This window comes from Bacillus massilinigeriensis, assembly GCF_900117315.1.
Classification (GTDB): domain Bacteria; phylum Bacillota; class Bacilli; order Bacillales; family Cytobacillaceae; genus Bacillus_BE; species Bacillus_BE massilionigeriensis.
On sequence record NZ_LT630337.1, the window covers coordinates 2,089,148 to 2,108,655 of the forward strand.

Consider the following 19,508-nt stretch of genomic DNA (forward strand, 5'->3'; position numbering starts at 1 on the left):
CACTCAATCCCATAAATTCCATAACCTGAAAATTGTTATTTCAAATATATCTATTATCCCTTATTTCGTTTCATTTTTTTCACTAGGATCATACATTAATTTAAGTGTAGCAAGATTAATCATTGCTGAGTTCAAACTGTGATTGGCACTTTCTAACCACTGTTTTGCTTCATCTGCTTTTGCTAAGCTATCCGTATCTAGGTATTCCATCATGTGTTCATAAGCAAATTTTCTGTATTGAAAGGCTTCAGACAAACCTGAATCGACCGCTTTAAACATTTCTGTTTCTGACTCATTGAAACCTTCAGGATTGTAGACTGGCCTTCTTTGTCCCTCCTCCATAAGGTCTCTTAATTTTTGAAAGTTTTGATACGATTCAAGCCTTGATGGATTACTATTTGACATGGTTTTAACTGCCTCATCAATCTTTTCAAAACTATCAAAAATTTGCTTAATGTTTTCATAATATGTCATAAACCTTTTCTGCTTTTCCTCTAAAGAAAGCTCCCCAACACTACTTTCTTCATTGATTTCACTTTCGGACACATTCGCAACAGTTGACTGTTCAGTTGGATTACCCTTATTATTCATGCTTAGTCCAACATATATGCCCAAGCCAATAACGACAATCAATGGGATGATATTATTCTTCTTCATCTCCTGCCCTCCTCTCTCCCCTTAATTCGATAAAACTATATAACTTTACTTTACCATAAAAATCCACTTTCTTGTTCACCACTACTATCAGTTAGTTCCATAACAATTATTTCAAATAGTAAAAACCTCTACAACATATTAAAGAAGAATTTTTATACTTACTCTTTTAAAAGGCGAGCCCTTAGACCCGCTCTCTCAATGCTCTTTATTCTTCTATAGCAGTGTAACGTGGGTATTCATACCCTTCTGTGTTGACTAATATCCGCTCACCAGTTTCCACATTCTTAACTCTGATGCAGCGAAGCTCCCCGGCTACATTGCTACCGCCATCGGTTTTTTCTATCCAAGGCTGATCCTCTAAAAAATCGCTGCAAAACCTCTGAAACTCGTGGTCACTTAATTCTACCTCTCGTATGACTGTGTAGTTTGAGCCAACAATCCCTCTTTTCCTCGCATTCTCCGTAGCTTCCCTCAATTCCTTAATATCAGTAAACTTTCGACCAAATAATGCCTTCATTCAAACACCTCCTGTATTTTCGCTATTACATACATCACTCAATTTTGCGAAAACATCAAGTCATCCTCCACATTTTAAGGGGCAAAAATGGCATTAAATCAAGGTTTTAATAGGCAATTTCATATCGAAAACCTATACTTTTAAACAAAATAAAAATAGCCACATAACCCGAAAACCCTTTAATATCAAGGTTTACAAGACTATGTGGCTTTATTTTCGCGGTTTAGGGGTACCCCCCCTATCGAATTATGCGATTTTTCGCGTGTGGCTGGGGCGCGGTCGCCATATTGATAGGTGTAGAGATTTGAACCCCCCTAGGGTTAGAGGGTGAATAAAAGATTGCATATTTTCAGCTTATTGATAAGTTGTGATATTTAACAAAAGCACCCGTTACTTTAAGTACACTAATTCACAATCCAAATTATAATTTTAACATAAATTGCCAATTACTTAGTTATTTATCAGAGGAATTAGCTTAGTTATTAGGGGGTGTTTTGCTAATGAATTATGCAGTTGACACAAGCTTTTTTCACTCCTTCCACCAGTTTTGTCCTTCATAACCGCCATGAAAGGCCGTTTTACTACTATTCTCACAGATTTTGTCATTCTTAAGCACGATGAAAGACAGTTCACACACTATTCCAAAAGACCTTGTTCTTCATACTAACTCAAAAGAAAGGAATACATACCTTCCAACACGAAATCATTAATCCCCCCTGAAGCCCATTTTTTTATAATGAAAATCATTACATCGCTTAATAATAAAATGACTCTTCGCCTAACAATAACTTTTTGATAAAATTCAATAATATTTTATTGTAAAACGATAAAATTGTGTTAAAATCTTAAATATAAAAAGTAATCGAGGTGGTTTTTTATGAAACGAGGATCAACCCTCTTTTTAAAGATTGCTGTTATTCTTATTGGAATCCCAGTTCTACTTTTGTGTATATTTTTTGTACCTGAGATAGGAAATTTTGCTGCTGAATTGTATCCAGAGCATGATTATTTAAAATATCTTGTTTTTACCGATTTGTATGCAGCAGCGCTTCCCTTTTACATGGCTCTGTATCAAGCTTTTAAATTACTAAGTTATATCGACAAGAATAATGCTTTCTCGCAAATTTCTGTAAAAGCTCTAAAGAATATTAAATTCTGTGCCATCACAATCAGTGCATTATATGTAGTAGGCCTTCCACTCTTCTATCTTATTGCCGAGAAGGATGACGCCCCAGGGATTATATTAATCGGGTTGGTTTTAATATTTGCTTCCATGGTGATTGCAGTCTTTTCTGCAGTTCTTCAACGATTATTGCAAGAAGCCATCGATATAAAATCAGAAAATGATTTAACGGTCTGAGGTGAAAAAAATGGCGATAATTATCAATATTGATGTGATGCTGGCTAAAAGGAAAATGAGCGTAACAGAGCTTTCGGAGAGAGTTGGAATTACAATGGCCAATCTTTCTATATTGAAAAATGGAAAGGCAAAAGCGATTCGATTGTCAACTTTAGAGGCAATTTGTAAGGCATTAGAATGTCAACCGGGAGATTTATTAGAATATCGAAATGAAAAGAAAACCCAAGATTAACTATTTGGTTTTTTAATATTGAAAGATCATCAACAAATATATTAAGGGGAAATCCTCATGAATTTAACAATACAAAAGGAATTTCAGAATAATACATTAAAGGCACAAATCATGAGAGCTTCAAAACAGCTCCTTCGTTTTGGTTGGGAGCAAGCTCTATCATGTTTGTTTCCTGTCGTAATATTTGCGTCTTTGGCTATTACCCAAATCATTCCCCTTCCCTTCCTTCCACGATATGATTGGCTACTTATTATCTGCCTTCTAATGCAGTGGTCGATGGTGAGATTTGGACTTGAAACTAAGGATGAACTAAAAGTCATTACATTGTTTCACCTCATAGGACTTGCTTTGGAAGTTTTCAAAGTACATATGGGATCCTGGTCCTATCCAGAGGAAGGATATATAAAAATCCTAGGTGTGCCTTTGTATAGTGGATTCATGTACGCAAGTGTGGCGAGTTATCTTTGCCAGGCTTGGAGGAGGCTGAAGGTTGAACTGGTTAAGTGGCCACCGTTTTTGGTAGTTTTACCACTTGCGGCTGCTATTTATTTAAATTTTTTCACGCACCATTATTGGATTGACATCCGCTTTTGGTTATCTGGACTTGTCATTATTGTGTTTTGGAAATCGTGGGTTACCTACGAGGTTAATGGAACTCGCTACCGTATGCCAATCGCTTTTTCTTTCGTGCTAATTGGATTTTTTATTTGGGTTGCCGAAAATATCGCAACTTTCTTTGGAGCATGGGAGTATCCAAACCAAACCGATGCATGGAGTCTTGTTCATCTTGGAAAGGTGAGCTCTTGGCTCTTATTAGTGATTGTTAGCTTCCTCATAGTTGCGACGTTAAAGCAGGTTAAAGGGGAAATTTCCAGTAGAACAGATACTAGTCAACTTTTGTAAAAGTAAAGTTCGTCAAAAATATTTTTGGTAGCGACGAACTTTTGGTAGCTGCCTACATCTATTAGGGGCATATTTCCCAAAGTTCTGTTGCATAATTAATTAAACAAAGGGCATAATGCCCCCCTATGAAACAAGAGTTTTTTCAAAGTGATAAAGTATAAGGTCCATCCAAATCAGGATGCCTCATTAATCGAATGGTTTTCGGTTCACAACGAATGACAATGTAGTTCGGATCATCTGGTCCTGATATATACTTTAAAAAATTATCATGCCAAAAATGTTCCTTCATTTCCTTTTCATCATGAATAGTGGCAATAGCCGTTATTTCTAAATAGGGTTTTCCATAGCCTCCTCCTTCAAAACCAAAAAGGATATGAACCTTGGGATTCTTTAAAATATCTTCAACCTTCTCAGTATTTTTACTTGATATCATATGTAATAAAAAACCTTCATTACGGAAGATCATAAATCTAGAATACGGTTGATCCCCTTTCATGGTTGTAAGTGTCCCCATGCGATATTCTGATAAGATTCTTAAAATCTCATTCTTTATTTCATGTTGTTCCAACCAGACCACCCCTTTCTTCAATATTCATTGTAATTTTGCTAAAGTTAATCTCCTATTGAATAAAAACTGGACTTAAGGATTCTTCGTAGGAATATTACTGTTATATCAATTATAGATAATTATTTATTCTGAATCGGCAACTTTTTTGAACATTATTTGTATATAATCTTGGACTTACAGAAATTAGCTATCAGTTTATCGCCAAATAAAAAAAGACAGCCTATGTGGCAGCCGATTTTTGTTCATATTAATCATTAATGGCGATTTTCCTTTTTAAATGTCGTCGAATTAACAAATATGCTCCTATCGTGTAACTAACTTCAAGAGATTTACTGTTTAAAAAGATGATTAAACTTGTCTCGCTCTTCCCAGAAAGGGCCATGACCGCTATATTTAAATGGAATAAGCCTGGAATTCGAAATTTTTTGATTTAGTTCCTGAGCTTGAGAAAATGGAATGACCTTATCGTGTTTCCCGTGAATAATGAGAGTGGGTGCAGCTATTTTTGATAAATCATCATGTAGGGTTTCATCCCTTAGTAAGAGAATGACTGCAGCTGTCGACCAGCTTGCAGCTTGTAAACCCATTTGATTAAACCAATCTGAAAAGGAGCTTGTAATATATTGAAAGAAAAAGCTATCAGTAATTCCTTGCATCATCTTGGGACGGTCATTGAATGTTTCGTTTAGAAGTCTATTGGCTGTTTCTTTTGTGAATCCAGTGGGAGCAGCTGCGTCAATAAGGACGAGGTTAGATACTCCGTAACCGTTGTATCTTGACATGTATCGAATGGCAATGGCGCCACCGGTAGAGTGACCTGCGAGAATGAAATTTTCTAACCGAAGGGCTGCAACAACTGTACGGACATCCTTTGCTAATCTATTATAATTATATCCACTGATTGGTTTATCCGATTTTCCAAACCCCCTCCAGTCAATTCCAATACAGCGGTAACCCATCGAAGGAAGAATATTAAATTGATATTCAAACTGTTTATGGCTTAATGGCCAGCCATGAATAAAAACGATGGTTTTGCTCCCTCCAGGGTTAATATCTTCCACATATAGATTTACACCAGGCTCCACCGCGACATAATAACCCATAAAAATACCTCCATAAATAAAATAGTGTTTCAACATACGATATTCATTTTTTAATTATGGGTGAGTGCCTAGTTCAAATTCTTTAGTATTTGGATAAAACTATACTCAACTTATTCATTTCGGTTATTCTCTTTTAAAAATTTGACTAATTCTCTGTATGTTTTATAACTTCAATTTCTATAATAGGAAAAAGCCATTCCTCAACTAAAAGAATGGCTATTCTTTACTTTAAGTACATTTCGATTATGCTGCAAAATAGTTCCATTATCTCAAAAGCTATTGGATAAGAACAATTAATTATGTGAAAATTTTATTCAATTTTCAAAACAAGTTTTCCATTTCCAACACCCTTTGCTAACTGTTCAAAGGCCTGCGATGCTTGGCTGAGCGGCAAGGTTGTACCAATAATCGGAGAAAGCGCACCGCTTTTTAGCATGCCAATAACCCCATCAATGCTTTGTTGGTATTCCTCTTTAGGTGCATTCCAAAGTGCTGTTGCTAAAATATCACATTCCTTTTGCATAGCAAGGCGTGGATTTATTTCAATGGATCCTCGATTTCCGATAATCACGATTTTACCAAATGGTGCAATCAGCTTTAAATCTGTTTCTAGATTCTTATTGGCTAAAAACTCGATAATTACATTAGGGCCAGTACTATCTGTTAGGGTGAGCACATCATCAATTGTCTCTTCTGTTACATGATCAATTACATAATCTGCACCAGCTTGCTGTACCATTTTTTTACCTTCTGGTTTACTTGCTGTTCCAATTACTTTAGCACCATGAGATTTCGCCATTTGCACAACCTGTAACCCAACGCCACCACTAGCTCCATGTATTAACACGGTTTGACCGGGCTTCAAGCTGGCCCGTTGAAATAATGCACGATAGGCTGTTAATGCTGGTACCCCTAATGCCGCTCCTTGTTCAAAAGAAACATGCTCTGGTAAAGGGTGAACCAAAGTGGCATCACAGACCATTTTCTGTGCAAATGTGCCAGTACTACTACTTCCAGCCAAGGACGCAACAAATACGCGATCACCTACACTAACATTTGTTACCTCTTCTCCAATCGCCTCAATTATCCCTGCGCCGTCTAATCCTGGAGTATATGGTAACTGAGGGATACTAAACGCATATGTACCAGTTAATGTATATGTATCACTCGGATTAACCCCAGCCGCAAATAATCGAACACATACCTCTCCTTTACCTGCTACTACATCCTCAACATCTGTATATACTAATTTCTCAGGTCCACCAAATTGGGAAACTCGAATTGCTTTCATGTTTTTAACCTCCTCTAGTTATACAAAAAGAGCGTTTATCCTTTTTAGAACAACGCTCGTAAAACCTTCCTTGATTGTTTTCCTTTTTTTAAGGCACTACTGTTACCGGACATGGTGATAACTGTAATACACCTAAACTTACACTTCCAATCAAAGCACTCTTAACAGCTCCCATTCCGCGTGTTCCCATAACAATACAGTAAGCATTCAGTTCTTTTGCTAGGTTGGTTATCACTACTTTAGGAATACCAGTAAGAATAACTTTTTCAATGGCAACGTCTCGGTCTGAAACAGATTCAATTGCTCTATCTAAAATTTCCCCTGCGGTCTCATTAATAAACTCCTGTATTGCTTCTTTAGAGATAAAACGGTGAACATTCGGAGTCGAATAAGCTGGTTGAACATTTACAAGAACAATTTCCCCATCTACTTGTTTTGCTACTGAAATGGCAAATTCTAATGCACGATGGGAATAACCCGAATCATCAATTGGAACAATTATCTTTTGCTTCATTATTTTCACCTCATAATTCTAGTAAGGAGACTCTCGCTTTACGTAAATCCTTCATTTAATAACATAATTCTATAAAAATCACCGATTCTCCTTTATATTTTGACAATTTTGTTTATCAGGTTTGTTAATAATATGAGCCAAGTATTTAAAGCACCGAACCCTGAGTTATGTCATATTTTTAAGCCAAGTCAATATTCGAAGAACCTGAAATGGCCTAAACCACGTTATTAATAAAAGGATTAAAAAAATAATTGTGAGTGAAATATACTTGATACTACCTACTTCCTTCTTGAAGATAGCAATAAAACTACCTATCATTCCTACTAATAGAAATAAAGTTGAAATAATAGCTATCGGTTCAAAATAACCCTCTATGATCCAGTTTAATGAAAAGGTAAGGAAACCAACAAATATAAATGAAATTGACATTTTACTAAACACTTTCATAACATACCTCTTCCAAATAAATGATTTCCATAATGCCCAGTTTTTCTTTTATCGCTTAATAAAAGGGAGTCAAAGCATCCGTTTACACCTCTTGAAACCCATTGGTAAATTAGCAAAATTATAAGATGACTCTGTCGCTTTTAATATGACTATTAGGTTGAGATATGACTAAAAATTCCACTTCTTGGTCTGACTCATTAAACATTTGATGTGGCGTAAGAGGAGATACCTCAATTCCTTCTTTAGGGTTTAATGAAATACGTTCTCCATCGACATCAATTATTGCATTTCCTGCTAAAACATAGAAAAATTGACGAGATTGTTGATGGTAATGCAATACCTCTTTTGTATTTGCAGGCATGCGTTCATGAATGACACTTAAATCCTTATTGTTAACTAAATGCCAACCATCACAATCATCTCCCCATTTGTAATGCTCTGCATTTTGTTGGCTAATCTTCATTACAACCACTCTCTCCCCGTTTGTTGTTCAATTCAAACATTCGAAAATTTTCATCAGGCCATTCTTTATTACTAAAATTGCCTTTCTATTTAATTAGTAAGGAATAAACTGTCAGTTGTTGTTTTGTAATGTCCATATAAAAAGAGGATCAAATTCTCGTTTAGTGAATTTGCTTTTCAAATAAGACAAATCGGTCGTTATGTTTAGAAATTCTATTCAATAGAATTAGATTGATGATTAATATTCCGATTGATATTGTTATCGTCAATTGAACTCCGACAAAAAACAGCCCGCTCACTTGTCCAACAAGCAAACCGATGACAGGTAGGACGATAATTCCCCCAATGTTTTGAGCCTCTTGATAGGTCTTCACTCTTGATGAAATCAGTATGTTGATCAAAACCACAAGTAATATGACCATCGGAGATAATAAGAGGATCATTACAACCCAATTTGCCGATGGGAAGATTAGTTCGTCAAATAATGGGTACCCTAAAAAATTGATTAGAAATCCACATGCCAAGAAGCTAACCAATGATACAAAAAATGGTGGGATAAAGGATGCTATCACCTTACTAAAATATAATGATCTTATGGATATTGGCGACAGCAACAGGCTTTCCATCGTTCGTCTTTCCTTCTCTCCTACAAAACTATTCGCGGAAACGGTCATGGCCGTAATAATTGGTACTAGTAAAAACAAATTTGGAAGGATGAAATTGATAAAAATATAGACGATTTGTTGTTCAGTCGTATAAGCAGCTATGGAATCACCCATCGCAGTTGAGACAAAGGAATTTATCATCTTTTCCATATCCTTCCCAGCGGCCTTTTCCATGTCATAAACTAAGGATCCTCCCACTACCAATGAAGGAATAATGATAGAAAATATGATGGGAATGATGATTAATGTAATGATTAGAGTCTTACTTCTGACAATATCTAAGATATCCTTTTTGATAAGAGACTTACTAAAGAATTTGTTCATGATTCTGCCCCCTAACTTTGAAGTAAATCGATTGTAAATCGGTGTTTTCCTGTGTTACAGAATAAATCGGATCCGTTTTCAAGATCTCTTTCAGCAAAGTAGGTATTTCGCACTTAGAAGGCAAATCAAAGGTAACCATATTTTCACCTGTTAATCTGAATGGATACCCAAACTCATGTTCTGATGGATGAAAGGTAGTGTTGACTTTTACTGATATCTCTTTTATGTATTTATCTTCTAGAGCTTGTAAGCTTCCTTGTTCGACAATTGTACGGTTATCAATAATGGCAAAGGAATGGCATACGGTTTCCAATTGGTGTAGGACATGCGAGCAGATGATGATTGTCGTCCCAGTTTCTTCATTATATTTTTTCAAATATGCGAGAACCTGCTGGATTCCATCAGGATCTAATCCGTTGGTTGGTTCATCAAGAAATAGAATTTCCGGATTATGTATGAGTGCTTTAGCTAATGCAAGTCTCTTCCTCATTCCTGTACTGTACTTTCCAACCATTTTATTCTTATGTTCTGTCAATTCAAATAGATTCAAAAGCTCCTCTATTCTTCTTTGATCGGTCACACCATATAAGTCCCCGAAAAATCTTAAATTTTCCTCACCGCTTAATTGATGATAAAGTCCAGCGCTTTCTGTTACGATTCCTGATATCCTTCTAATTTCATCGCCATCAGTAACAGGATCTCTTCCATTAACTGATATCTCCCCCTGATCCGCCTTAATGACCCCATTTAAAATACGAATTAATGTTGTTTTTCCAGCTCCATTGGGACCAAGTAGCCCCACGATTTCTCCTTTTTTCACTTGCAAATTAACATTTTGCAGAACATTTTGCTTTTCAAATGATTTATACAAATTTTTTACATTGATAAACCCGATCATACCTTTTTCACTCATTTCAATGGAATTTTTAGGGTGATAGTAGTTTCATGTTTTTTCGACATTGGACAAGGAAATTCCTTCAACTAATACAAATGATTTCGATTATGAACAAACAGAAAGGCAGAACCTCTAATATGATCTGCCTAAGAAAATTTTAATCCCACTTTATTATTTATTCTTTTTATTCTTTACGTTCGTTGATATTTCAAGCCAATTTTTAGGAAAACCCGTTTGAGAAAAATTCTAAATGAAATATATATTCGTTGATAATTGTTTCTATGTCTTCTATTTCATTCCAAGCGCTAGTTCACGAAGCTCTTTATAAATGGAGACTATTTCATCCACCTTCAACCGTACTAATCCACTAGAAGATGGAGCAACAAAATCAATGGTCCCTTCAATTACTGATTCCTTCTGCTTTCCCCATGAGATAGTCTTCTTTTTACTGAATTGCTGATACACGCCTTTTCCAACAAAGCATACGATTTTAGGTTTGTAAAAGAGGATTTTCTCTCTTAGTTCCTCTCTACCTTTTTTGTATTCTTCGGGTGTAATTTCCTCTGCACTTTTTGTTGGTCTAGAGACAATATTAGTTAGGCCGTAGCCTAATTCCAACAACTGCTTATTTTCAGAAGGGTCAAATTTCCTTGGTGTTAACCCGGCTTCATATAATAATTTCCAAAAGCGATTATTTGGATTAGCGTAATGGTATCCTGTTTCGCTTGAACGGATGCTAGGGTTAAAGCCAACAAATAGAATATTAAGATTTTTTTGAAGATGATCTGGAATTGGTTTCAATTGGATACACCCCTACACTCACGTTCGTTTGAGGGAAAGTCATTATTATTTATTGCGTTACATAATCTAGTATTTCAACCCTATTGTTTCTACCTTTTATTGTTAATTCGCTTCATTTTTTAAATAGAGAATAATAATTGAAATGTATATCCACACATTTCCTTCTTCCTTTTTGGTCGCTTCTAAAGATTTATTTCTGTTCCTCTTCATTTTAGTTGCTATATAAAAATAATAAAATCAGTAATTTCCATTCAATTGTTATATTTTTTATTTTTCGCCAGTGATGTTCAATTAACTTTCCCTATTTTACCCTATTATAAAGAAAATTTCGCCCTCTTCATATTCTAAATTTTAAATATGTATTTAGTCAGAGGAAAATCAAATAGCCTAGAAATCTATCTAGGCTATTATTATTTAACTATTATTTTACAATCTGATGTGGAATTGAATTGGAAGGCAAACCCTTTTCATCTCTCTTAACAAATAGAAGAAAAAGGATACCTGTAATAATAAAGATAATTGCGTTTATTATCATCGCATGATTAAAACCTAAAGCTACATTACTTCCTGCTGCTTCCACTATATTTCCTGTGACGATAGGAGAGAGTATTCCCGCAACAGTAACTAAGCCTGACATTGTGCCAACAATTAAACCCCTTCTTTCAGGTAATAAACCACTCGCAATAACGGATGAAATAGTACCGACTGAAAAGGCAAACCCTTGACCAAGTGTTAGAGCAATAAGAATTAAAGTTAAATTTGATGTGATGGAAATAATATAGAAAAAGATTCCACCTAAAATAACGGAGATTCCTCCAATAGGAACATATGACTTTCTAATAAGATTTGTCTTTTTATATAAATAATCGGCGAAGGTTGAAATAAAGATTGTCATGATTCCAGCTATGATACCTGTTATTCCAATAGTCACTCCCATTTTAATCATTGGCAAATGGGTGACCTTTACTAAGTAAACTGGAAGCCATACGGTTGAAAATGCTGTTCCCCACATTTGAGCAAAATAAATAAAAAATGAGAAAATAAAGCTCGCAGAAAATAAGACCTTCACTATTTGTTTCCGATTTGCTTTTGGTATATATTCTTTGCTAGTTAACATTGGTTCCTCGGGTATTACTGGTCGCTCTTTGCCAAGAAAAATCCATAAAATTAACCATATAAAGCTAAGTACTCCTAAAAATGCCCAAGCTACTCTCCACCCTTGAAGTTCTATCAAATTCACCAGGATTGGAGTGAGAACGACTGCACCAATAAAAGCCCCAAAATTGACCAGGGAAAATATCATCCCTTTTCGTCTTTCTGGGAACCATTTACTTAAATGACTAACCATTGTTGCCCATGTTGGTCCTTCCCCTATTCCAAGTAAGATACGAGCGAAAATAAGCATGGGCAAACTATAAATGACAAATGCGCCTACTTGAACAACCGTCCAACAAATGGCCAAAATTGCTAACATCTTTTTTGTTCCAATTTTATCTGATAATCCTGCACCAATAATTCCAGCGATAGAGAATAACCAGAAGAAACTGCTGCCAACAATTCCCCACTGACCTGCAGTTAGGTTAAACTCTTCCATAATGTGCACTGCAGAAAAACCAGCAATTGATTTATCCGCATAATTAATCATAAATAAAACAAATAGAAATAACGCAGTCACCCATTTCAAATATTATCACTCCTTTATCCGTTTAAAACTAATGAAAGGAACATTTTTCCAATATGAATCATTGAACGTTCATCTACATCAAATTTTGGATGATGATGTGGATAGTTCTTTTCGGATTCTGAAAAACTTCCTCCTACATAAAAGAAGCAACCTGGTACATGTTGAAGATATTGGGCAAAATCCTCTCCTCCCATCAGAGGAGGTATATTTAATACATGAGAATGACCGAATACCTCCTTAGCAGTATTCTCAACGATTGTCGTTTCTTCGATTGTATTATTTAAAACAGGATATCCTTTTTCATATTTGATCTTTGCTGTTGCTCCTACACCTCCAACTATTGAATTTGTAATTTGCTCAATTCTTTGTTCTATGAATCCTCTGGTATTTTCATCAAGGGTACGTACAGTTCCAGTGATTATTGCCTTTTCGGGAATAACATTATTAGTGGTACCGCTATGGAAGGTTCCTATAGTTAGAACTGCTGATTGTAAAGGATCGATTTGGCGACTAACAATTTGTTGTAGTTGCATGACCAATGATGCCCCTAAAACAATGGGATCAATACTTGAATGCGGAAATGCTCCATGGCCTCCCTGTCCGATGATTTCAATTTCAAAATTATCTGCAGAAGCATTGACTGGACCTGATGCAACGCCTATCATTCCAGTGGGTAAGATTGATGCCACATGTGCCCCATATATCATATCGACCCCTTTAAGACAACCATCTTCAATCATAAATTTTGCTCCTCCAGGTGGTTGTTCTTCAGCAAATTGAAAAATAAATCGGATAATGCCTGATATACATTCTTTATTTTGACTTAGTACAGAAGCAACACCTAAAAGTGAAGTCGCATGAATATCGTGACCACATGCATGCATGATACCAGGTACTCTAGAGGAATAGGGGAGCTCTTTTTCATCTTGGATTGGTAAAGCGTCAAAGTCTGCACGGAAGGCAATTGTTTTCCCTGGATTCTTTCCCTTTATTTCAGCTATAACTCCTCTTCCACCAACGTTTTCTTCTACTTCTAGTCCGCATTCACGAAGAAAGGTGGCAATTTTCTTAGGAGTTTCTACTTCATGAAAGGATAATTCAGGATACATATGAAAATCCCTACGAATGCATACTAATCTATCAAACAAAGCTTCTAATTGGTTAAAGAGTTTCTCTCTCATGAAGAACCTCCTTTAATTTTTCCAACTCCATTTTCAATATTAATTTCTGTTCCATATGGCTCACTTAAAACCTGAAGTCTGTTTAATATTCGTTCATTCGTTGTCAGAACTGGATTCCCCATTCGATAAATAGGTTCGTTAAATCCCAACTCGATTGGATAAAGAAGGATTTCCTCTAGCGCCCCATCTTTCATGGTCCATAGTGGTAAAACAGATTCCCAAACCTCTGGATAAGTGCATAATCCCCTTGTATAACCATCGCTCATCGCATCTAAAGCCTCCACCACATTATGAGTGGAATCTAATCCAAAATTGTCATACATATCAGAAGGTTGACTTAGGACAGTTTCTGTTTGAAAGATAAAATTTCCTAAACTATAGAAAATTGGTCGATTTTTATAAATCTCAATTCCTCTTAATACATGAGGGCCATGACCAATAATCGCATCCGCTCCGGAATCGATACATAACCGAGAAAATCTTTCCAAAAAATCTGCTGGTTTTTCCATTTCCGCTCCTTTCATCTCATGGGAATGTATGCTAATGATAACGTAGTCAGCCATCCTTTTAGCTTGCATGATTGATTTTTCAATTCTATTCATATCCTTCGGGTGAGGAGCTGTAACCGTTCCTTCTTCCTTACCTTCAATAAAACGAGCAGAACCGAATAGAAAAACATCATTGCCTGGACTTGGCATAAAGCCTTCTTCAATCATCATGTTGGTGAAGATATTTATTTCTGTTGAATTTGCAATATCTTTTAATTGATTCATTTTTTCAGGAGTAATTACATGATTTGTTATTACTCTTAGAGGATTAATACCTGGTCTCCCCATCGTATCTGGACGTTGCTCTCCTGCAACCCACCAAGGATAACAAGTGGAAACTGCAGAGATAATGGCGACACGCCCTGTCGGAGTACCTAAATAACGTGGTGATGAAGCATCTGCCAAATGATATCCTACTCCTGAATGAACCAATTCATACTTATCAAGATTTTTATAAGTCGCATCAAGACCTCCATAAAGATAATCAAGTGTATGGTTATTCGCCCATCCAATCAGATTAAAGCCATAATCTTTTATCGTTCCTAAAACACCGGGTGAAGACATAGCCCAAGTTCCTCCACTAAATGGACTAGGGTAGCCCTCATTCTGGTGAACAGTTGTTTCCAAATTGGTAAACCTCGCATCTGCTTGATTGATCATCTTCGTCAAGCTTTGAAAAGATTCTGTATTTGTCGGAATTGTTCGTGTGATAAAGCTATCCCCTGTTGCTACAAATTTCATCCGTGTCATAAAATTCCACCTCCATTAAGATCTTCAATAAATGCATAAAACTTGCCGCTAATTTCATCAAAATCCTTTAATCGTTGTTGAGTCGATTGCGGCTGAAGAACCATCACTCCAGTTGTTAATACATTAAGAATGGAAAACAATGTCGTCATTCCTTGAGTTGCGACTGGTTGTGGAGCGTGGACCTTTATCATTAGGTCTGCATCACCTCCTATAGGAGAAAGCTCCCCCTCAGTGATAGCTAACACTTTGACCCCCAACTTTTTTACAGCTTTAATAAAATCTAATATTTCTTTAGGATGTCGTGGGAAGCTTATAACAATCACAAGCCACTTTTTCTCTCTTTCTGTGATTAGATAATCTGATTGATCCATCCCACCCTTATAAAGATGGGTATTTCCTTTAATGGTATTAAGTACAGAAGATAGCCATTGGGCAGGAATATGACACCATCTGAAACCTACCACCAATATTTTTTCTGCATTTGTGATCATTTCAGCTCCTTTCTGGAATAATTGAAGATCAAGTTCTTCCTCTGCATGTTTCAGAGATTGGTAGTCAGTTTGAATGACGTGGTTAGCAAAATTTTCTGTATTGATATTCTTATTGGTTTCTTGATATTTTCTGAATGGCCCTTGATTTTTTTGAAGGAGGATGGTCTTTTTTTGAATATCTTCTTGCATCGAGGTGTAACCATCATACCCAAGTGCATTACAGCAACGGATAACTGTAGCTTCGCTTGTCTCTGTCATTTCTCCGATCCTTTTCGCTGAATGAATAGCAATTAGCGTAGGTTGTTCCAAAATGAACCTTGCAACTATTTTTTGGCTTGGAGTAAGAGAAGCGAAATGTGTTCTTATCCTTTCATTCATCGTCATGTCATCCTTTTTATGTTATTTTTTGAATATTTTAGCATTTGTAGGATTTCCAATCAATATATACTAAAAATGTTGTGAATCCTTCAATTTGAAGTAAAAAAATGACCAGGGATGATATCCATTTTTCCTGGTCGTTCAAGTTAGACAATTAGTTTATTATTTTTTAATAATTCATTAAAGACTCTCAAATAATTCTCACCTAATATGAGAGCAATTTCTTTATCAGAGAAACCGCGTAATATCAGCTCCCTAGTCAGATTTGAAAGACTTTGATGACCGTCAATGACATCAAAAGGAGTCCTGGGTAATTTTTCCAAGTCCTTCGAATCCACATATTTCATTACATCCTTACACAAGTCCAAACCAAGAGCAACATGGTTGATTCCAACTAAATCAACGATATATTCAATATGATTGACTAAATTTTCAATATTACTATTTTCATCATCATCTGAAGTTAATAGATTTGTTGCGTTTATTCCAATTACTCCATTTATACTTGCAATTGCTCTAATTTGTTCATCCGTTAAGTTACGCATTGTACCAGCTAAGGAACGACAATTTGAATGAGAAGCAATAATAGGCTTTTTAGTTATTTCAAAGACATCCCAAAAACCCTGGTCGTTTAAATGAGACACATCAATCATCATTCCTAGATTTTCAGCCTCTTTGATCAGTTCTATGCCAAAGGCTGTAATTCCCTCGCTACTTCCAGTCCTATTAGCTGAGAATTCACTACCGCTTCCAACTAAATTCCTTCTGCTCCAGACAAGACCGAGATTCCTTACTCCAAGGTCATAAAAAACCTTAAGATTTTCGATATTATCCCCTATTGGTTCTGCGCCTTCCAATGATAGTAAAAAGCCAATTTTTCCAGTTTCAATGGCGAGCTGAATGTCAGCTGCATTTTGAACAAGCATGAGCTTATCTGATGATTCAGTTATTTCTACATACAGGGATTTAATCTGTTCAATTGCCTTAGTTGTAGCATGATCAGGAAGAAAGGCGCTATCCACATAAACTGCAGCGAGGATTACGTTAACCCCACCATTTAAAAATCTAGTTAGATAATCTGTTTCGATTACCCTTTGTCTCCCTGCTTTTCTTTGCATGTCTACATCCATTAAGAGGTCAAAATGACCATCGATAATAACTGAATTCTTTTGTAGCTGAAATAGACGGTCTTCTATTAACATTCTAAATTCCCCCATGCTTCTCCCTTTGTATTAAAAAATATATTAAAAGGTTTTCTAGATTCCTCTAAACCAAAGAATAGTTCCCCTATCCCTAAAATAACTTAAGGTTAAATGAAATTTTTATAAAATCCATTCTAGTCAAAGGAATAGGCAACCAGAAATATGGATGCCTAATAGTGTTATATTAGATACTCTAAAATTCTTGTTGCCACCTCTTGAGATTGAAACTTATCATAGTTTGATAAAACAGCAATACTAATCTTTTTCTTTGGAACCATTAATATATGACTGTTAACCCCGACATATCCCCCACCATGCTCAATTATTTCTATTTCGTCTTTAAATGTTCTTGTAAACCAACCCAACCCATATCCTATTTTGTTGTCAATCTCTTTGACAGTTGAATGCATCGTCTGAAGGCTTTGATTTGTTAGAATCATATATTTTCCAATTCCCATTTGTGAAGTCATATATTTAGTTAAATCATTAGCAGTCGAATAGATGAACCCAATAGGTGAGGCAATTGGATTAGAAGGAAACGGAGCTTCAACGATTGGAAGTTCTGGATTGGGTTGCCCGTAAGATTTCACACTATGTACATTCATAGTATAGTACCTTGCACTATTCTTATCATTCATGGCCACGGTTGGATCTAGCGTCGTTCTTGTCATTTGCAGTGGCTCAAAAATATGTTTTTGCGCATAATTTTCCCAAGGCTCCCCAGCAACCTTATCAATAATATCTCCTATAATTGCGTACGCATCAGAGCAATAGTTCCACCCATTACTTGGTGCATAAGTTAACTCTACATTTGAAAATGACTTTGTAATATCCTCTCGTTTTTGTATCTGAGCAACCATTTCTTTTGTAATATGATAGTCCTTATACATTTTCTCAAATATCGGAAATTCCTTTCGATTGGTACACGCCATGTTGGCAATTGGATACATTCCTAGTCCCGATGTGTGACTTAGTAACTGTTTGACTGTAATAGAATCACTGACTTCCTTATTTGCTAATTTGAAATATGGTAGATATTTCACCACAGGATCTTCAATTTGGATTAATCCTTTCTCTACTAAACTCATAATACAAGTTGCAGCAAAGCTCTTTGAAATACTCTGAATGCTCATGATTGTGTCTGTTGTGATATCTGTGACATTCCCTGTTAGTCTCGCTTTTCCAAAGCCTTTGGAAAAAATGGTTTCTCCGTCATAAGAAATGACAACTGCCCTTCCAGCTTCAATATCCAGCTTGTCATTTAATAAGTACTCATCAATTAGGGATAATTTAGTTCTCAAATTAGTTGTCATAGTTTCCTCCTATTTGCTCATTTTTTTCACACAGCAAAGCATGGAGACCATCTAATATAGTGTACTTCCAATTTATATAATCATGACCACCAGCGAATTCGTGATAGGTGACATGATAACCCTTTTTTCTTAACAACTCATAAAAGGAACGGTTTGTTTGAATCATGCTTTCTTTTTTTTCATAAATCCCAATATCAAGATAAAAATCAATTGATTTTTTCTCGGATTCATTAAATAAGCTAAAAATCAGCTCATTATTTGATGGGTCCTTCCACCAATAAGAACCTGATTGTGAAATAACATTTCCAAATACTTCTGGATAATAAAAAGCGGTAAATGTTGCAGCCAATCCCCCAAAGCTTGACCCAGCAATAATGGAGTATCTAGGATCCTTGTAAATCGAATATGTATGTTGAATGATTGGTAACAATTCCTCCGATACAAATTCGGCAAATGTTGGATTGCAAGGTAGCTCTTTATTACGTACTTGTAATGGATTATCCACAAATACTACAACAATAGGAGGTATGTCAAGATTATGAATCCAATAATCTAATAATTCTGGGATATTCAAAGACTTCATATAAGTGAATCCATCAAAAATAGTTAATACTGGATATCTTTTTTCATCTGAATATCTTGAAGGTGTATACACCCATATACATCTATTAGAGTTCAAAACTTGACTGTATACCTCTTTTCTTTCCACTTTCCCTTTAGGAATCTCTCGATGTTTATTTTCAAAGCATTGATGATTTTGAGATATTACAGAACAAATTTGATCTTTGTCATCTGGCTCATTTGGATTGGCAAAAAAGTGAAATTGTTGACAATTCAATGGATCAGGGATTAAATTCTTCTCCCTCGCCATCCAATCTTCTCCGAAATCATCATTTACCGAGTAAAAATAAATTGATAATGTATTAGGTTGGACTTCTATTGTTTTATACCAAATATCAGTTCCTTCTATGTTACTAAAAAATAGGTCATCAGATTGGTCCATGATTAATGGTGAAATGAGGGCAACATTTTTTGTTGAACTATTTCCCTTATATAGAAATGTTACCAAGAGAGATTCCTGATTATTTCTGCTGTTTTCCCATATAGGATATTCATGTGACTGAACATCCTCCCAAAATTCATTTATACTTTCCGTGTGGTTCAATTTATATATTGTCTTTTCAATAAAAGGACTTATTTGGTTCATATCCACTACTCCTTA

General features: G+C 35.7%; 21 protein-coding genes. 3 read left to right on the forward strand and 18 right to left on the reverse strand.

Features of this window, described 5'->3' with window-relative positions; translation table 11 throughout:
* Window positions 1-60: 60 nt before the first annotated feature.
* Window positions 61-657 (reverse strand): hypothetical protein, encoded by a 597-nt coding sequence (locus BQ6100_RS10405; RefSeq protein WP_075981579.1) that lies wholly within the window; start codon window positions 655-657, stop codon window positions 61-63.
* A 205-nt stretch (window positions 658-862) separates the two neighbouring features.
* Entirely contained in the window at window positions 863-1,174 is a 312-nt protein-coding gene (locus BQ6100_RS10410; protein WP_075981580.1) for a hypothetical protein, read from the reverse strand.
* 877 nt (window positions 1,175-2,051) lie between these two features.
* Between BQ6100_RS10410 and BQ6100_RS10415 the strand changes: the two genes are divergently transcribed.
* The 3 genes from BQ6100_RS10415 to BQ6100_RS10425 all read left to right on the forward strand — a co-directional run bounded on the left by BQ6100_RS10415 (window position 2,052) and on the right by BQ6100_RS10425 (window position 3,669).
* Complete coding sequence (locus BQ6100_RS10415; protein WP_075981581.1) at window positions 2,052-2,534, forward strand: DUF2975 domain-containing protein; 483 nt, start codon at window positions 2,052-2,054, stop codon at window positions 2,532-2,534.
* Window positions 2,535-2,544: 10 nt separating this feature from the next.
* Window positions 2,545-2,766: a helix-turn-helix domain-containing protein gene (locus BQ6100_RS10420; RefSeq protein WP_075981582.1), complete on the forward strand. Its 222-nt coding sequence runs from the start codon at window positions 2,545-2,547 to the stop codon at window positions 2,764-2,766.
* 111 nt (window positions 2,767-2,877) lie between these two features.
* Entirely contained in the window at window positions 2,878-3,669 is a 792-nt protein-coding gene (locus BQ6100_RS10425) for a DUF817 domain-containing protein (protein WP_075983516.1), read from the forward strand.
* Between the two features lie 142 nt (window positions 3,670-3,811).
* On the opposite strand, the gene BQ6100_RS10430 is transcribed toward BQ6100_RS10425, so the two are convergent.
* From BQ6100_RS10430 to BQ6100_RS10505, 16 genes are all read right to left on the reverse strand, one after another.
* The gene (locus BQ6100_RS10430; protein WP_075981583.1) at window positions 3,812-4,237 is read right to left on the reverse strand and encodes a pyridoxamine 5'-phosphate oxidase family protein; all 426 of its coding nucleotides are present in this window, start codon (window positions 4,235-4,237) and stop codon (window positions 3,812-3,814) included.
* A 329-nt stretch (window positions 4,238-4,566) separates the two neighbouring features.
* On the reverse strand, window positions 4,567-5,340 hold the full coding sequence (locus BQ6100_RS10435) for an alpha/beta fold hydrolase (protein ID WP_084780322.1): 774 nt from the start codon (window positions 5,338-5,340) through the stop codon (window positions 4,567-4,569).
* 310 nt (window positions 5,341-5,650) lie between these two features.
* Window positions 5,651-6,631: an NADPH:quinone reductase gene (locus BQ6100_RS10440; RefSeq protein WP_075981585.1), complete on the reverse strand. Its 981-nt coding sequence runs from the start codon at window positions 6,629-6,631 to the stop codon at window positions 5,651-5,653.
* A gap of 88 nt (window positions 6,632-6,719) precedes the next feature.
* A complete protein-coding gene (locus tag BQ6100_RS10445; protein ID WP_075981586.1) occupies window positions 6,720-7,145 on the reverse strand; it encodes a universal stress protein in 426 nt (141 codons plus the stop codon).
* Window positions 7,146-7,310: 165 nt separating this feature from the next.
* Complete coding sequence (locus BQ6100_RS10450; RefSeq protein ID WP_235816512.1) at window positions 7,311-7,574, reverse strand: hypothetical protein; 264 nt, start codon at window positions 7,572-7,574, stop codon at window positions 7,311-7,313.
* A 136-nt stretch (window positions 7,575-7,710) separates the two neighbouring features.
* Entirely contained in the window at window positions 7,711-8,055 is a 345-nt protein-coding gene (locus tag BQ6100_RS10455) for a cupin domain-containing protein (RefSeq protein ID WP_075981588.1), read from the reverse strand.
* 160 nt (window positions 8,056-8,215) lie between these two features.
* On the reverse strand, window positions 8,216-9,043 hold the full coding sequence (locus BQ6100_RS10460; protein WP_075981589.1) for an ABC transporter permease subunit: 828 nt from the start codon (window positions 9,041-9,043) through the stop codon (window positions 8,216-8,218).
* Entirely contained in the window at window positions 9,027-9,914 is an 888-nt protein-coding gene (locus tag BQ6100_RS10465; protein ID WP_235816513.1) for an ABC transporter ATP-binding protein, read from the reverse strand. The genes BQ6100_RS10460 and BQ6100_RS10465 overlap by 17 nt, the downstream gene beginning before the upstream one ends.
* A gap of 312 nt (window positions 9,915-10,226) precedes the next feature.
* Window positions 10,227-10,739 carry a G/U mismatch-specific DNA glycosylase gene (mug, locus tag BQ6100_RS10470; protein WP_075981591.1) on the reverse strand — a complete coding sequence of 171 codons (513 nt, stop codon included), beginning with the start codon at window positions 10,737-10,739 and terminating at the stop codon, window positions 10,227-10,229.
* 421 nt (window positions 10,740-11,160) lie between these two features.
* Window positions 11,161-12,414, reverse strand: a complete 1,254-nt coding sequence (locus BQ6100_RS10475; RefSeq protein ID WP_235816583.1) for an MFS transporter — start codon at window positions 12,412-12,414, stop codon at window positions 11,161-11,163.
* 23 nt (window positions 12,415-12,437) lie between these two features.
* Window positions 12,438-13,604, reverse strand: a complete 1,167-nt coding sequence (locus BQ6100_RS10480) for a M20 metallopeptidase family protein (RefSeq protein WP_075981592.1) — start codon at window positions 13,602-13,604, stop codon at window positions 12,438-12,440.
* Window positions 13,601-14,902 carry a CapA family protein gene (locus BQ6100_RS10485; protein WP_075981593.1) on the reverse strand — a complete coding sequence of 434 codons (1,302 nt, stop codon included), beginning with the start codon at window positions 14,900-14,902 and terminating at the stop codon, window positions 13,601-13,603. Before BQ6100_RS10485 ends, BQ6100_RS10480 begins: the two co-directional genes overlap by 4 nt.
* The gene (locus tag BQ6100_RS10490; RefSeq protein WP_235816514.1) at window positions 14,899-15,771 is read right to left on the reverse strand and encodes a MurR/RpiR family transcriptional regulator; all 873 of its coding nucleotides are present in this window, start codon (window positions 15,769-15,771) and stop codon (window positions 14,899-14,901) included. The genes BQ6100_RS10485 and BQ6100_RS10490 overlap by 4 nt, the downstream gene beginning before the upstream one ends.
* Window positions 15,772-15,917: 146 nt before the next feature.
* A complete protein-coding gene (locus tag BQ6100_RS10495; RefSeq protein WP_075981595.1) occupies window positions 15,918-16,973 on the reverse strand; it encodes a dipeptidase in 1,056 nt (351 codons plus the stop codon).
* Between the two features lie 179 nt (window positions 16,974-17,152).
* On the reverse strand, window positions 17,153-18,286 hold the full coding sequence (locus BQ6100_RS10500) for a serine hydrolase domain-containing protein (protein WP_075981596.1): 1,134 nt from the start codon (window positions 18,284-18,286) through the stop codon (window positions 17,153-17,155).
* Window positions 18,276-19,493, reverse strand: coding sequence for an alpha/beta hydrolase-fold protein (locus BQ6100_RS10505; RefSeq protein WP_075981597.1), 1,218 nt, complete (start codon window positions 19,491-19,493; stop codon window positions 18,276-18,278). The genes BQ6100_RS10500 and BQ6100_RS10505 overlap by 11 nt, the downstream gene beginning before the upstream one ends.
* Window positions 19,494-19,508: the final 15 nt, after the last annotated feature.

What these genes read in the sequence shown, in the direction of transcription:
- BQ6100_RS10500 (WP_075981596.1), bottom strand. Translation starts at nt 18,286, where the DNA reads ATGACAACTAATTTGAGAACTAAATTATCCCTAATTGATGAGTACTTA.
- BQ6100_RS10415 (WP_075981581.1), top strand. Translation starts at nt 2,052, where the DNA reads ATGAAACGAGGATCAACCCTCTTTTTAAAGATTGCTGTTATTCTTATT.
- BQ6100_RS10420 (WP_075981582.1), top strand. Translation starts at nt 2,545, where the DNA reads ATGGCGATAATTATCAATATTGATGTGATGCTGGCTAAAAGGAAAATG.
- BQ6100_RS10490 (WP_235816514.1), bottom strand. Translation starts at nt 15,771, where the DNA reads ATGAATGAAAGGATAAGAACACATTTCGCTTCTCTTACTCCAAGCCAA.
- BQ6100_RS10460 (WP_075981589.1), bottom strand. Translation starts at nt 9,043, where the DNA reads ATGAACAAATTCTTTAGTAAGTCTCTTATCAAAAAGGATATCTTAGAT.
- BQ6100_RS10405 (WP_075981579.1), bottom strand. Translation starts at nt 657, where the DNA reads ATGAAGAAGAATAATATCATCCCATTGATTGTCGTTATTGGCTTGGGC.
- BQ6100_RS10455 (WP_075981588.1), bottom strand. Translation starts at nt 8,055, where the DNA reads ATGAAGATTAGCCAACAAAATGCAGAGCATTACAAATGGGGAGATGAT.
- BQ6100_RS10485 (WP_075981593.1), bottom strand. Translation starts at nt 14,902, where the DNA reads ATGACACGGATGAAATTTGTAGCAACAGGGGATAGCTTTATCACACGA.
- BQ6100_RS10425 (WP_075983516.1), top strand. Translation starts at nt 2,878, where the DNA reads ATGAGAGCTTCAAAACAGCTCCTTCGTTTTGGTTGGGAGCAAGCTCTA.
- BQ6100_RS10410 (WP_075981580.1), bottom strand. Translation starts at nt 1,174, where the DNA reads ATGAAGGCATTATTTGGTCGAAAGTTTACTGATATTAAGGAATTGAGG.
- BQ6100_RS10435 (WP_084780322.1), bottom strand. Translation starts at nt 5,340, where the DNA reads ATGGGTTATTATGTCGCGGTGGAGCCTGGTGTAAATCTATATGTGGAA.
- BQ6100_RS10445 (WP_075981586.1), bottom strand. Translation starts at nt 7,145, where the DNA reads ATGAAGCAAAAGATAATTGTTCCAATTGATGATTCGGGTTATTCCCAT.
- BQ6100_RS10450 (WP_235816512.1), bottom strand. Translation starts at nt 7,574, where the DNA reads ATGTCAATTTCATTTATATTTGTTGGTTTCCTTACCTTTTCATTAAAC.
- BQ6100_RS10495 (WP_075981595.1), bottom strand. Translation starts at nt 16,973, where the DNA reads ATGTTAATAGAAGACCGTCTATTTCAGCTACAAAAGAATTCAGTTATT.
- BQ6100_RS10505 (WP_075981597.1), bottom strand. Translation starts at nt 19,493, where the DNA reads ATGAACCAAATAAGTCCTTTTATTGAAAAGACAATATATAAATTGAAC.
- BQ6100_RS10440 (WP_075981585.1), bottom strand. Translation starts at nt 6,631, where the DNA reads ATGAAAGCAATTCGAGTTTCCCAATTTGGTGGACCTGAGAAATTAGTA.
- BQ6100_RS10480 (WP_075981592.1), bottom strand. Translation starts at nt 13,604, where the DNA reads ATGAGAGAGAAACTCTTTAACCAATTAGAAGCTTTGTTTGATAGATTA.